Here is a 14,251-nt window from a genome sequence, read left to right as displayed (position 1 = left end):
GCAATGAGAGTGCGCCTGAAGCCCAGGATTTCGCTTGCATGCAGCCGCCTTCCCCACGGCGCGGCGCACGCGCGAGGGTGAAACAACCCGAATATCGCTGACCCGATATGCTACCACCGCCGCCCCGCGCCGGTCACTTTTTTTCGACTTCAAGTTACACCACTTAGCCGCCAGCACGGCGCCATGCGCCCTGCACGCATGCCCTTTTGCTCGGCGGCAAATCCGGGTACGATCTGGCCACACTAATATTTGGCGGAGACACCACCATGAGCGGCCCGAAATACCCCGGTTTCGATACCCTATCCCTGCACGCGGGCGCCGCGCCCGACCCGGCCACGGGCGCGCGCGCCACGCCGATCCACTTCACGTCCTCGTTTGCCTTCAAGAGTTCGGATCACGCGGCTTCGCTGTTCAACATGGAGCGCGCCGGCCATGTGTACTCGCGCATCTCGAATCCCACCAATGCCGTGCTGGAAGAGCGCATCGCCGCCCTCGAAGGCGGCGTGGCCGGCATCGCCACGGCCAGCGGCCAGGCCGCCATGCACCTGGGCCTGTCCACCATCGCCGGCGCCGGCTCGCACATCGTCGCCTCGCGCGCCCTGTACGGCGGCTCGCACAACCTGCTGTCCTATACATTAAAACGCTTCGGCATCGAGACGACGTTCGTCGATCCGCGCGATCCGGATGCCTGGCGCGCCGCGATCCGTCCGAACACCAAGGTGCTGTTCGCGGAAACCCTGGGCAATCCCGGCCTCGACGTGCTGGACATCCCGACGGTCGCCGCGCTCGCGCACGAGCATCATCTGCCGCTGATGCTCGACTCCACCTTCACCACGCCGTATCTGCTGCGTCCCTTCGAGCATGGCGCCGACCTGGTGTTCCATTCTGCCACCAAGTTTTTATGCGGCCATGGCACGGCCATCGGCGGCTTGCTCGTCGACGGCGGCACCTTCGACTGGCAGGCGGCCTACGACAGGATGGGCCGCTTTGCCGAACTGTGCGAACCGTATGACGGCTTCCACGGCATGGTCTTCGCCGAGGAATCGACGGTGGCGCCGTTCGCCCTGCGCGCGCGGCGCGAGGGCTTGCGCGACTTCGGCGCCGTCATGAGCCCGCACAACGCCTTCGCCGTGCTGCAAGGCGTGGAAACCCTGGGCTTGCGCATGGACCGCCACGTGGCCAACACGCGCAAGGTGATCGACTTCCTGCTGGCCAATCCCGCCGTGGAGTCCGTGTCCTACCCCGAACTGCCCTCGCATCCCGATTACGCACTGGCCAAGACCCTGCTGCCGAAAGGCGCCGGCGCCGTCTTCACCTTCAGCCTGCGCGGCGACCGCGCGGCCGGCCAGCGCTTCGTCGACAGCCTGAAAATCTTCTCGCACCTGGCCAACGTGGGCGACGCCAAGTCGCTCGTCATCCATCCCGCCTCCACCACGCACTTCCGCGTGCCCAACGAACAGCTGGCGCAGGCCGGCATCACGCAGGGCACCATGCGCTTGTCCGTGGGACTGGAAGACGCGGACGATTTGATCGAAGACCTGGCCCGTGGCCTGAAACTGTCGCAGAAAGGCGCCTGAAATGCTGTTCACCATCGACCATACCGTCGCCTACTGCTACACGGGCGGCAAGGCTTTTGACCCAAATCAGCCGACGGCCGTCTTCATCCACGGCGCGCAGAACGACCATTCCGTGTGGGCCCTGCAGACGCGCTATTTCGCCCACCATGGCTGGAACGTGCTGGCCGTCGACCTGCCCGGCCATGGCCGCAGCCTGGGCGCGGCGAAAGCCAGCGTCGAGGAACTGGCGCGCTGGATACTGGCCGTGCTGGACGCGGCCGGCGCAGACAAGGCCATGCTGGCCGGCCACAGCATGGGCTCATTGATCGCGCTGGAAGCGGCCTTCCAGGCGCCGCAGCGGGTCAGCCGGCTCGCCATGCTCGGCTCGACCTACCCGATGAAGGTGTCGCCGGCGCTGCTGGAAACCTCGCTGCACGATGAACAGGCGGCCATCGACATGGTCAATATCTGGTCGCATTCGTCGATCGCGCAAAAGCCGTCGTTCCCCGGCCCGGGCTTCTATGCCATGGGCGGCGCGCGGCGCCTGAAGCAGCGCATCGCCGCCATCAACCCGCAGCACGTGTTCCATACGGACTTTTATGCCTGCAATGCGTACGCGAACGGCGAAATCGCCGCCGCTTCGGTACACTGCCCGACTTTATTCATTTTCGGCGCGCGCGACATGATGACGCCGCCCAAATCGACCCGGCTGCTGACCTCAGGCATCGCGCATGGCCAGGCGGTGCAGGTCGACAGCGGGCATGAGTTGATGGCCGAGCAGCCGGACGCCGTGCTCGACGCGCTGTTTGCGTTTGCGCAAACAGCGCCCGCGTGAGGCGCTGGACACTGGTACCCGCGTGGCGGCGGCAGCTTGCCACGCCCATTTTTAGGATAGATGCATGATGTTGTTGGACACCCTGCTGGACGAACTGACTGGCCGCGGCAGCGGCACGGAAGCGGCGCGGCACGAACGCTACACCTGGCTGGAACAGCTGCGCTGCGATAACCCGCAAGCGGCCGAAGGCGGCCCCATGGCCGGCATACCGGGCTACCACTGGTACCGCCTGCCGCAAGCCGTCACCGTGGCGGGCTGCCGCAGCGACCTGCTGGTCGGCACCCTGAACGCCCAATACCTGGTCTTCGAAGGCCGCCATGCGCCCGCGTTCGCGGCCGCACTGGGCCTGCAATACGACGCCAATAACCGCATCGACCGGCCCGGCGGCCTCGACGAACTGCTCGACGCCTATGCGGAACAGGCCGATGGCGGCTGGACCACTGTGCCCGCCGCCCGGCAGGGCATGCCGCTGGCGGGCTGGGACGACGTGTACTTCCGCGTGCGCGACCTGAGCGACGGCAAGGCCATCCAGAGCGTCACCACCATCGCCTACGAGAGCAGCCGCTTTCCCGGCTATACCCTGCTGGGCACGACCATGGTGGGCGCCGGGGCCATCGCCCACGACGACGAGACGGCGCAGTATATGCGGCAAATCTTTGCCGACTGGGCCATCCAGCGCGACTGCGCCAACGCCTGCGCGCCGTCCTCCGCGCCGTGGCACTGTACGCCGCGCCAGGCGCCGCCCGCGCCGTTCGGCACTCCGTTTGATTTCGCGCGCAACCTGGCCTACCTCGACGCCCTGCTGGCAGCGTATGCACGGGCGCAGGCGCTGGACGATGGCGGCGATGACGGCTACTGGGCCTGTGCGGCCGCCAGCGCCGCTTACCAGGCGTTTTCGCTGCGCTACACGGCAGGCTTGCCCTTGCCCGAGGTGGAAACGGCGCTGGAAGCGGCCATCGCCGCCTGCGAATCGGCGCGCGCGGCCCTGGCCGCAGCCTACGATGACGACGCCTTGCCCGCCTTTGATTTCGAACAGCTGACCGACTATGCGCGCACCCTGCAACTGCTGGGGGCCAGCCTGCTGTTCGGCCGCCACGACCTGGCCGCGCGCCTGGCCGCGCTGCAAACGGCCTTCGATGGCGAGGATGGCGTGTATGAGGCGCTGCTGTCTGCCATCGATCCGCGGCGTCCCGCCGTCGAGGAGTGGTATTTCGCCGAACCCTACTCGGCCCTGTACGACTGCCTGCACGCGGACGATGCAACGCTGCAGCTGGAATACCTGCAAGACTACCTGGCCAGCTGGCACGGCGCGCTGGTGCAGGAAGACTGGTTCAACGGCCATCTGCGCGCGCAGGGCCTGGGCGGCTATTACGGCCTGTGGGCCTTCGAGGCGGCCGCCGTGGCGCAACGCCTGGGACTCGATCGCGGCGCGCTCGCGCACTGGCTCATGCCGCCCGCCCCCTGAACCGTCCCTACCCTTCATTTTCAGACAGATCCATGATCAATACCGCAGCCCTGTTCGGCACCGCCGTCCTGCCCGGCCAAGCCGATTTCGACACCGACACGATTACCGGCCTGGCCGAATGGCGGCTGGACACGCCCATGCTGTTCAAGCTGCTCATCGGCGACGGTGCACAAGCCGTCGCCTGGCCCGTCTACGGCGATGGCGAGGACTGCGCCTGCGTGCTGGCCGCGCCGATGGCGCAGGCGCAGGCCAGCTGGCAAGCCTTGTCCGCACTGATGGACAAGCCGCGCGACGCGGCCGCCATCGTCGCGCGCAGCGCCATCGGCGCCCTGCTGGCCGGCGGCCAGCCGTGGCTGGTGCTCGATTGCGTGCAGCTGATCCCGCACGATATCGACACGCCGGCATACGCGGCCGCGCTCGAGGCCCTGCGCGCCGAAGCGCAAGCGTTGCACTCGGCCCTGCTGCGCGGCGACCGGGAAGCGCTGGCGCCGCTGCTGGCCGCCGGCGCCGCATCGCCCGCGACCGGCTACTGGTCGGCCACGACCAGCGCGCAGCTGGCCGATGTCGAGGAACTCGACACGGACGAACTACCCTTCCTGCAGGGCCTGGAAGTGCGCAAGTGGATTGAGGACGCGCTGTGCTACGAAGTGGCCAGGGCCGGACAGCCCGAACTGCTGGGCATGGTCACGCCGTACGGCCGCTGGATCGTGCCGCTGTCGCTGAACGCGGTTGCGCTGGACAGCCACGACGCGGACGATGGCTGGATCACCTACGCCACGGCCGCCCAGCCCGATGCGCACGGCGTGCTGGACCTGAACGGCACGGTGGTGCTGCCGCCCGCCCCCGGCGCCCTGTACGTGATCTCCCCCCACCTGCTGCAGCAGATCGCGCCGGACGGCGCCAGCCGTCTGCTGCGCCTGCCCGATGGCGCGCTGCTGATCGACGGCGTGGACAATATCGGCCAGCGCGACGATGGCCATATCGACATCGAACGCCAGACGAAGGATGACGACGAGCGCAATGTCTGCGGCGTGATCGACGCCACGGGCAAGGTGCTGCTGCCGACCGCCTACAGCTCCGTGCAGGACTTCGGCACGAAAAAGAAGATCGCCATCGTCAGCCAGCGCATAGCCGGGCGCTACCTGTTCGGCCTGGCCAACGCCAAGGGCGAGCTGCTGGCACCGTGCCGGTATGAAGCCATCGATTGCGCCACCACCTCGTCGCCGCCCAGGCTGCGCAAGAACCTGATCTTCGCCATCGACGCGCAAGGGCTGGCGTGCATGCTGACGCCCGATGGAAAACAGGCATTCACGCCCCTGTACCCGCCCGCCCACCATTTGCGCGGCGTGGCCGTGCAAAGCGATTTTCTATATGTGGTCAAGGATGGCATGGCGTGGACCATGGATTTCACGGGCCAGTTGCTGGAGCAGCTCGACACCGTGGACAACTTCAAGGCGGCCATCACGGCCCAGCTGAGCGAGGCCATGGGACTGGGCAAGAAGAAAGCGCCGCCGCGCAACAGCTTTACGCCGGCGCAGATCCTCGCGCAAGCCGACCGCGAACAGCTGCGCGCCATGGCCGCGCTGCTCTTGCTGGGCGATGCGGCGCTGGCACAGCGCTGCGTGGAGGTGACGCTGGAAGAACTGGCGGAAGACGACCCGGAGGAGGAATACGAAGGCGACACGCCGGCAGCCGCCTGTTTCTTCCTGCTCTGGTCGACGGCCGCCCACGTGCTGGGCCACGGCACCACGCTGGACTGGAAAGCGGTCGATGAAGTGCCGCGCATCGCCCGGCATATCGACCTGCCCGCGCTGCGCGATTTCACCTGGGCCGACCAGCACGATGGCGACGCCATGGCCGACGGCCTGGCCGCCATCGCCGCCCACCTGGCGCCGCATCAGCTGCGCCTGGTCAACATGCACGGCGGCGAGGACACGTATTATCTGGGCGTGGTGCGCGCGTGCGATACGGCGGCATTCGGCAAGGTGGCGCTGCAGGCGGCCCTGCGGCCAGTGCTGCTGTGAGTTTTCGCCCCGGCGGCGGCCAGGCCGCGCCACTTCAAGACCAGGTTCCCATGCAGGCGAAAAAGTTCATCGATGATGTCAGCGCATCCAATGCCTCGCTGCTGGCCCTGTATGCGCAGGGACGGCAGGGACAAACCCGGCTGGGCGCCATGCTCGACGCGCTGGCACTGGCCGACGGCCAGCGCCAGCAAGTCCTGGCGATGATCAAGCTGGCGATCGACGACACCACCTACCAGCTCGTGTGCGGCATCGAGGGCAGCGCATCGCTCGGCGACAGCCAGCAGGATTACACGCTGCTCGATGAAGAGGGCAATACGCTGACGGGCGCGCTCGACAGCCTGCTGTACGACAGGCTCAATACCTGACTGCCCCTCAGGCGCAGCGCACTTCGCCGAAATGCTGGGCCAAGCTCATGCCAAGGCCCTCCTCCACGGCATTTTCCACCTGCGCGGCCAGCGCGGCTGCCTCTTCGGCCGCCTTGATGTCGCGCTCGTTGGTGGAGCCGGCCGGGTAGCCGGAATTGACGCGCATGCCGCCGAAGACGAATAGACGGTAGACGTCGGCCAGGGTGATGCGGTTGACGTTGCCCAGCAAGACCCAGTGGTCGGAACTGTCGGCCACGCGCTTGCCCCACTGCACGCGCACGGCGCCGTCCACGTTGACCCGGCCCACCCAGCCCTGCAGCACCATCTTGTCGAGCAGGGTTTCCATTTCCTCGAAACCCAGGCGCGTGCTGCGGCGGATCTCGGCCGCGCCCACCAGGGCCGAATCGGCGCAATGGCAAGCCTGGTGCAGCACCTTCAGGATGGCGACGGCGTCGACGAATTCGCTGCCGGGCGCCGCCTCGTACCACCAGCGCTCGTATTTCACCACGGGCAAGGCGGCCACCAGCAAGGCGCCCACCAGGGTGATCATCCAGCTCAGGTAGATCCACACGAGGAACAGCGGCAAGGCGGCCAGCGCGCCATAGATGCGCGAATACGTGGGAAATTCCTGGATGAATTCGCCGAAACCGCGCTTGGCCGCCTCGAACGCCAGCGCCGCCAGCAAGCCGCCCCACGCCGCGTCGCGCCAGTCCACGTCGCGGTTCGGCACCGTGATGTACAACAGCGTGAACGCCAGCATGGTCAGGCCGATCGACACCAGCGTGTAGAACACGGTGCCGAGGAAAGGCACGGCGCCCACCACGCCGCTGGTGGCGATGAAGACGCGCGACGTCACCGTCAGCGACACGCCCACCAGCAGCGGCCCCAGGGTGACGATGGCCCAGTACACGAGCAGACGCTTGGTCCAGCGGCGTTCCTGGCGCACGCGCCAGATGCGGTTGAAGACGCGCTCGATCAAGCTCATCATGCCCACCGAGGTGACGATCAGGGCACCCGCGCCGATGGCCGACAATCGCGTGGCCTTCGAGGCAAACGTCGTCAGGTAGTCGAGAATGGTGTTCGAAATACCCTTGGGCATCACGCTTTGCACGAAATAATCTTCCAGCGCGTGGCGGAAGGTATTAAACAGCGGAAAGGTGGTGAAGATCGCCAGGGCCAGGGTCAGCAGCGGCACCAGCGCGAACACGGTGGCAAACGTCAGGCTGCCCGCCACTTGCGGCAGGCTTTCCTCGCGCACGCGGCGGCGCGCGAACTGCAGCAGGTCGCGCGTTTCGGACCAGGTCAGGCCGCGCACGACGTCAAGCCCGATGCCCAGGGTACGCCACAGGTATTGAAAGAATGGAAGTATATATTTTAAAAACATGTTCGAAATCAGAACGGCGCCATGACAGCAGTCGTATCAGGCTGTAAAGCGCCCTATAATACCAATGATGAAGCCAACCAATCTGATTATTCTTGTATTGTTTTATTCACGCCATGGCGCCACGCGCCAATTGGCCGAATTGATTGCCCAGGGGGTGGAAAGCGTGCCTGGCTGCGATGCGCGCCTGCGTACCGTGCCCGCCGTCTCGACGGTGGCCGAGGCGACGGCGCCCGAGGTGCCGCCCGATGGCGCGCCCTACGTGGAGCTGGAAGACTTGCAGGAGTGCGCGGGCCTGGCCCTCGGTTCGCCCACGCGCTTCGGCAACATGGCCGCCGCCATGAAGTACTTCTGGGATGGCACGGCCAGCGACTGGCTGGCCGGCAGCCTGGCCGGCAAGCCCGCTTGCGTGTTCACGTCCACGGGCAGCCTGCATGGCGGCCAGGAATCGACGCTGCTGTCGATGATGATCCCCCTCTTCCACCACGGCATGCTGGTCATGGGCCTGCCCTACACCCACCCTGAACTGATGACGACGGCCACGGGCGGCTCGCCCTACGGCGCCACGCACTGGTCGGGCATAGACGGCGACAAGGCGCTCAGCGACGATGAAAAGCGCCTGGCCATCGCCCTGGGCCGGCGCCTGGCGGAAAACGCCGCGAAACTGGCGGGCGCCTGATGCACGGCGCGCTGCACAAGTATTTTCACTGGGGCGCCATCGCCAGCCTCGTCACCCTGATCGTCTGGTGCGTGCTGTGGGAAACCGTCGTCGCCCCGCTGCAGCCGGGCGGCTCCTGGGTCGTGCTGAAAGCCGTCCCGCTGCTCATTCCCCTGTATGGCGTCATCAAGCGCGACGTCTACACCCTGCAATGGTCGTCGATGGTGATCCTGCTGTACTTTACCGAGGGCGTGGTGCGCGGCTACAGCGACACGAACCGCATGTCGGCCCTGATGGCCTGGAGCGAGGCGGCCATCGTCTGCATCTACTTCTTCTGCGCCATACTGTATCTGCGCCCGTATAAAAAGGCCGCCAAGCGCATGGCCAGGGAACTGCTGGAAAAAGTGAATAAAGTGAGCATCAAAAAATGACAGACCAGACCGACTTCCTCGCCGCCTGCCGCGACCTGCTGGGCGACGCCTACGTACTGACCGGCGACGCCGACACGGCGCCCTTCCTCACCGACTGGCGCGACAGGTTCACCGGCAAGGCCCTGGCCGTGCTGCGTCCCGCCACGGTGGAACAGGTGGCCGGCGTGCTGCGCGCCTGCGCGCAATGGCGGATTCCCGTCGTGCCGCAAGGCGGCAACACGGGCCTGGTCCTGGGCAGCATCCCCGACGCGGCCGGCACGGCCATCGTGCTGTCGCTGGCGCGCCTGAACGGCATCCGCGCGCTCGATCCCGTCAACCGCACCATCACGGTTGACGCAGGCTGCATCCTGCAAACCATCCAGGAAGCGGCCACCGCCGCCGGCTGCCTGTTTCCCCTGTCGCTGGCGGCCGAGGGCAGCTGCACCATCGGCGGCAATCTGGCCACCAACGCGGGCGGCACGGCCGTGCTGCGCTACGGCAACACGCGCGAGCTGTGCCTGGGCCTGGAAGTGGTCACGCCGCAAGGCGAGATCTGGAGCGGCTTGCGCGGTTTGCGCAAGGACAATACCGGCTACGATTTGCGCGACCTGTACATCGGCGCCGAGGGGACCTTGGGCGTGATCACGGGCGCGGTGATGAAGCTCTACCCGCAACCGAAAGCCTGCATCACGGCGCTGGCCGCCATGCCCTCGCCCGCCCACGCCCTGCGTCTGTTAAGCCTGATGCAGGACCATTGCGGCGCCAGCCTGACGGGTTTTGAACTGATGTCGCAGTACTGCCTGCAGCTGGTGGCCGAGCAGTTCCCGCAGCTGCCGCGCCCCTTTGCCGAAGCGCACGGCCAGTACGTGCTGCTCGAACTGTCCAGCAGCCAGTCCGAGGCGCACGCCGTGGAATTGCTGGAAGCGAGCATCGGCGCGGCCCTCGAAGACGGCTTGATCGACGACGCCGTCGTCGCCAGCTCCGTGGCGCAATCCGAAGGCCTGTGGCAGCTGCGCGAGCACATTCCGCTGGCGCAGGCGCAAGCCGGCAAGAACATCAAGCACGACATCTCGCTGCCGATTTCGCGCATCGCCGATTTCATCACCGTCACGGATGCGGCCCTGGCAGCGGCCTTCCCCGGCTGCCAGCTCGTATGCTTCGGCCACCTGGGCGACGGCAACCTGCATTACAACGTGGCGCCGCCAGCCGGCATGACCGATGGCGACTTCCTTGCCAACCAGGATGCCATCAACCGCATCGTGCACGACCGGGTGGACGGCTTTGGCGGTTCCATCTCGGCCGAACACGGCATCGGTGCCCTGAAAAAGGCGGACCTGGCGCACTACAAGTCGCCGCTGGAACTGCAGCTGATGCGCGCCGTCAAGCAGGCGCTGGACCCGCAAAACATCATGAATCCTGGGAAGATATTGTGAAGTCGTCGTCTATCGTGCCGATGCTGTTCGCCTGTCTGGCCAGCGTGGCCGGCCAGGCTGGCGCGCAGGGCGTGTACAAATGCGTGAAGGATGGCCAGACCAGCTATGGCGAAACACCGTGCACGGGGGGCCAGCTGCAAATCCTCGAGGTACCCGCGCCGCCGCCTGCCGTCGACAAGGGCGCGGCCACGCGCCAGGAACGGGTGGCCAGCCAGATGGAAGCGGCGCGCAAGCAGCGCGAGAAGGTCGAAGACCAGGCCCGCGAACGGGCCGCCAGGCAGCTCGAGGCGCGCGACAAGCACTGCGCCCAGCTGCGCCTCGACCAGAAATGGGCGGCGCAGGACGCCGTCGGCGCCGGCGACAAAACCCGCGATGCGGCGCAGCTCAAGGCGCGGCGCGCCGGCGAGCGCCTGGCCATCGAGTGCCTGAATTGACCCGGCAGCCGGGCCCGCCCGCGTCCCCGCGCCTGCTGTCGCGCTGGCTGCTGCTGGGCGAATGGCGCGCCCATCCCGTGCGCGCCCTCGTCGCCATCCTGGCCATCGCCATCGGCGTGTCGCTGGGCTTTGCCATCCACCTGATTAACGCGGCCGCCTTCAATGAATTCTCCACGGCCGTGAAAAGCCTGTCCGGCCAGGCCGACGTGCAGGTGGCCGGGCGCGAAGCGCTGTTCGACGAAAGCATCTATCCATGGCTGGCGCAGCGCGACGGCGTGGCCGTCGCTTCGCCCGTGCTGGAATTGCAGGCTGGCGTGGCAGGAAAAGCCGGCAAGGATGGCGGTCCGCTGCATATCCTCGCGCTCGACGTCTTCCGCGCCGGCCATATCTCTCCCGACCTGATCGGCGCGCCCGCCGAAGGCCAGCCTTTCGACACCCTGGCCGACGACGCCATCTTCCTGTCCCCCGCCGCCTTGCGCTGGCTCGGTCTGGCGCAGGGCGACACGCTCGCGCTGCAATCGGGCACGGGCAAGGTGCCGCTGCGCGTGGCCGGCTCGCTGCAGCGCGCACGCGCCGGCCAGCGCATCGCCGTGATGGATATCGGCGCGGCGCAGTGGCGCTTCGACAGGCTGGGCAAGCTGTCGCGCATCGACTTGAAACTGCGCCAGGGTGTCAACCGCGACGCCTTCCTGGCGGACCTGACGCGCGCGCTGGAAACGCAGTATCCGGGGCGCTTCCACGTGGGCCAGCCCAACGACGAGAACGAAAATAGCCGCAACAATAACCTGAGCCGCGCCTACCGCGTCAACCTGACCGTGCTGGCGCTCGTCGCCCTGTTTACGGGCGCCTTCCTCGTCTTTTCCACGCAGGCGCTGTCCGTCATCCGCCGCCGCAGCCAGTTCGCGCTGCTGCGCGTGCTGGGCATGGAACGGGGCCAGCTGCTGCGCCAGGTGCTGCTGGAAGGCGCCAGCCTCGGCATCGTGGGCGCCGCGCTGGGCATCGCCGGCGGCTACGCGATGGCGGCCGTGGCCCTGCGCTTCTTTGGCGGCGACCTGGGCGCCGGCTATTTCGCCGGCGTGCAGCCGCAGGTCCAGTTCACGCCCGTTGCCGCCTTCGTGTATTTCGCGCTGGGTCTCGGCGTGGCCTTGCTGGGCTGCGCCGCGCCCGCGCTGGAAGCGGCGCGCGCCGCCCCCGCCATCGCCCTGAAATCGGGCAGCGAGGAAGTCGTCACGACGCGCCTGGCGAAAACCTGGCCCGCGCTGGCCTGTTTGCTGCTGGCCGGCGCCCTGACGTTGCTGCCGCCCGTGTTCGAGCTGCCGCTGTTCGGCTACCTGTCCATCGCCCTGCTGCTGATCGGCGCCATCGCCCTGATGCCGCAGCTGGCCGCCGTCGTCTTCCGCGCCGCGCAGGCGGCATGGCTGCGCACGGAAACGAGCCAGCATGCGCCCGTGCGCAGCCTGACCCTGGCGCGCCTGGCGAATGCCTCGGGCCAAGCCGGCATCGCCCTCGGCGGCGTGCTGTCGAGCTTTAGCCTGATGGTGGCCATGGCCATCATGGTGTCGAGCTTCCGCGTTTCCGTCGACGACTGGCTGCTGCAAGTGCTGCCGGCCGACGTGTATGCGCGCACGGCCGCCAGCGGCGGCACCGGTGGCCTGAATCCGCGCGAACAGGCCGCCATCGCCGCCCTGCCCGGCGTGGCGAGGGCCGACTTCCAGCGCGTGCGCTCGCTGTCGCTGGCACCGGACCGGCCCAACGTGGCGCTGCTGGCGCGCCCCATCAACTTGCAGGACCCGGGCAAGAGCATGGTACTGGTGGGCGACTCCCTGCCCGTGCCGGCTGGCAGCCGGCCCGTCTGGCTGTCCGAGGCGGCGGCCGACCTGTACAGCGTCAAGCCGGGACAGCCGATCGCGCTGCCGCTGGCCGGCGGCCTGCACGGCTTTTTTGTCGCCGGCATCTGGCGCGACTATGCGCGCTCGTCCGGGGCGATCCAGATGCCGCTGGCCGACTACCGCGCCCTGAGCGCCGACATGGATGTCAGCGATGCGGCCCTGTGGCTGGACAAGAACGCCACGGGCGAACAGCTGCAGCAGCGCCTGAAGGCCCTGCCGTTCGGCGCCAGCCTGGAAGTATCGAATCCGTCGGCCATCCGCGCCCTGAGCCTGCAGATCTTCGACCGCAGCTTCGCCGTCACGTATCTGCTGGAAGCCATCGCCATCGTCATCGGCCTGTTTGGCGTGGCCGCCACGTTCTCGGCCCAGACCCTGGCCCGCGCGCGCGAATTCGGCATGCTGCGCCATGTGGGCGTGACGCGCGGACAGATCCTCGCCATCCTGGCGTTCGAGGGCGGCGCGCTGACGGCGCTGGGCATCGCCACCGGTTTTGTCCTCGGCCTGTTGATCAGCTTTGTACTGGTCTTCATCGTCAATCCGCAATCGTTCCACTGGACCATGCAGCTGCACCTGCCCTGGCCATTGATCGCCACCGTGGCCGGCGCCCTGCTGACGGCAGCCGCCGCCACGGCCCTCATCGCGGGGCGCCAGGCGCTGTCCGCTGACCCCATCCGCGCCGTCAGGGAGGACTGGTAATGCGCCGTTTGACTGTTTTGCTCATGTTCTGCAGCGCCACCGCGCTGGCCGCGCCACCCGCCTTCGCCCCCGTCACGCCGCTGGCGCCGGGCCAGACCCTGCGCCTGCCGCACGATTTCGGCGCCCATCCGGCCTACAAGACGGAATGGTGGTACGCCACCGGGTGGGTCAAGACCGGCGCCGGGGAACAGCTGGGCTACCAGGTGACCTTCTTCCGCAGCGCCACGGCCGCCGATGCCGACAACCCCAGCGCGTTTGCGCCGAAACAGCTGATCATCGGCCATGCGGCCCTGTCCGATCCGAAGCTGGGCAAGCTGCTGCACGATGAAAGAAGCGCGCGCGAGGGCTTCGGCCTGGCCTACGCCAAGGTCGGCGACACGGACGTAAAGCTCGACGACTGGCGCATGCGGCGGCAAGCCGACGGCAGCTACCAGGTCAGCCTGGCCGCCCGCGACTTCAACCTGCAGCTGACCCTGGCCCCCTCGCAGCCGGTGCTGCTGCAGGGCGACGGCGGCTACTCGCGCAAGGGCGCGCGGCCGGCGCAGGCCAGCTATTACTACAGCGTGCCGCAATTGCGCACCACGGGCACGATCGCCCGCGCGGGCGGCAAGCCGGAAGCCGTGACGGGCGCCACCTGGCTCGATCACGAGTGGTCGAGCCAGGTGCTCGACGCGGACGCCAGCGGCTGGAACTGGGTCGGCGCCAACCTCGATGACGGCGGCGCCCTGATGGCCTTCCAGATCCGCAGCAAGACAGGTGCTAAACTATGGGCGCACGCGGCATGGCGCGACGCCGCCGGCAAGGTGACGCAGTTTGCGCCCGGCGACGTCGATTTCACCCCCACGCAGCTGTGGCGCTCGCCCCGCACGCAGGCCGAGTACCCGGTCGCCACGGAGATCCGCACGGGCGCCACGCGCTGGCAGATCAAGCCATTGCAGCCGGACCAGGAACTCGATTCGAGCAGGTCCACCGGCGCCGTATACTGGGAAGGCGCCGTCACGGTGGAGCGCGATGGCCAGCCGGCGGGCCGCGCCTACCTGGAAATGACGGGCTACGTGCAGCCGATGAAGTTGTAAACAGTACCGAATATGTAAATCAAAGCGAA

At 67.5% G+C, this 14,251-nt stretch carries 12 protein-coding genes; 11 read left to right on the top strand and 1 reads right to left on the bottom strand.

The window, feature by feature from the left end; genetic code table 11:
* The first annotated feature begins 266 nt into the window (after positions 1–266).
* From YQ44_RS10350 to YQ44_RS10330, 5 genes are all read left to right on the top strand, one after another.
* Positions 267–1,577, top strand: coding sequence for an O-acetylhomoserine aminocarboxypropyltransferase (locus tag YQ44_RS10350; protein ID WP_071323307.1), 1,311 nt, complete (start codon positions 267–269; stop codon positions 1,575–1,577).
* Between the two features lies 1 nt (position 1,578).
* Positions 1,579–2,391, top strand: a complete 813-nt coding sequence (locus YQ44_RS10345) for an alpha/beta fold hydrolase (RefSeq protein ID WP_071323306.1) — start codon at positions 1,579–1,581, stop codon at positions 2,389–2,391.
* 64 nt (positions 2,392–2,455) lie between these two features.
* Positions 2,456–3,856 carry a PoNe immunity protein domain-containing protein gene (locus YQ44_RS10340; protein WP_071323305.1) on the top strand — a complete coding sequence of 467 codons (1,401 nt, stop codon included), beginning with the start codon at positions 2,456–2,458 and terminating at the stop codon, positions 3,854–3,856.
* Between the two features lie 32 nt (positions 3,857–3,888).
* On the top strand, positions 3,889–5,880 hold the full coding sequence (locus YQ44_RS10335; protein ID WP_071323304.1) for a DUF6630 family protein: 1,992 nt from the start codon (positions 3,889–3,891) through the stop codon (positions 5,878–5,880).
* Between the two features lie 50 nt (positions 5,881–5,930).
* A complete protein-coding gene (locus tag YQ44_RS10330; protein ID WP_071323303.1) occupies positions 5,931–6,245 on the top strand; it encodes a hypothetical protein in 315 nt (104 codons plus the stop codon).
* Positions 6,246–6,252: 7 nt separating this feature from the next.
* Here YQ44_RS10330 and YQ44_RS10325 read toward each other — a convergent pair whose 3' ends face one another.
* A complete protein-coding gene (locus YQ44_RS10325; RefSeq protein ID WP_071323302.1) occupies positions 6,253–7,629 on the bottom strand; it encodes a YihY family inner membrane protein in 1,377 nt (458 codons plus the stop codon).
* Between the two features lie 67 nt (positions 7,630–7,696).
* Between YQ44_RS10325 and wrbA the strand changes: the two genes are divergently transcribed.
* The 6 genes from wrbA to YQ44_RS10295 are packed head-to-tail and all read left to right on the top strand — an operon-like array spanning position 7,697 to position 14,222.
* On the top strand, positions 7,697–8,305 hold the full coding sequence (gene wrbA / locus YQ44_RS10320; protein ID WP_071326390.1) for an NAD(P)H:quinone oxidoreductase: 609 nt from the start codon (positions 7,697–7,699) through the stop codon (positions 8,303–8,305).
* Positions 8,305–8,715: a DUF2069 domain-containing protein gene (locus YQ44_RS10315; protein ID WP_071323301.1), complete on the top strand. Its 411-nt coding sequence runs from the start codon at positions 8,305–8,307 to the stop codon at positions 8,713–8,715. The genes wrbA and YQ44_RS10315 overlap by 1 nt, the downstream gene beginning before the upstream one ends.
* Positions 8,712–10,127 (top strand): FAD-binding oxidoreductase, encoded by a 1,416-nt coding sequence (locus tag YQ44_RS10310; protein WP_071323300.1) that lies wholly within the window; start codon positions 8,712–8,714, stop codon positions 10,125–10,127. The genes YQ44_RS10315 and YQ44_RS10310 overlap by 4 nt, the downstream gene beginning before the upstream one ends.
* Positions 10,124–10,561, top strand: coding sequence for a DUF4124 domain-containing protein (locus YQ44_RS10305; RefSeq protein WP_083411752.1), 438 nt, complete (start codon positions 10,124–10,126; stop codon positions 10,559–10,561). Before YQ44_RS10310 ends, YQ44_RS10305 begins: the two co-directional genes overlap by 4 nt.
* Positions 10,549–13,146: an FtsX-like permease family protein gene (locus YQ44_RS10300; protein WP_071323299.1), complete on the top strand. Its 2,598-nt coding sequence runs from the start codon at positions 10,549–10,551 to the stop codon at positions 13,144–13,146. Before YQ44_RS10305 ends, YQ44_RS10300 begins: the two co-directional genes overlap by 13 nt.
* On the top strand, positions 13,146–14,222 hold the full coding sequence (locus YQ44_RS10295; RefSeq protein WP_071323298.1) for a lipocalin-like domain-containing protein: 1,077 nt from the start codon (positions 13,146–13,148) through the stop codon (positions 14,220–14,222). The genes YQ44_RS10300 and YQ44_RS10295 overlap by 1 nt, the downstream gene beginning before the upstream one ends.
* Positions 14,223–14,251 lie beyond the last annotated feature (29 nt).

This window comes from Janthinobacterium sp. 1_2014MBL_MicDiv (assembly GCF_001865675.1).
Taxonomy (GTDB): domain Bacteria; phylum Pseudomonadota; class Gammaproteobacteria; order Burkholderiales; family Burkholderiaceae_D; genus Janthinobacterium.
This window is presented reverse-complemented; position numbering and strand designations above follow the sequence as displayed.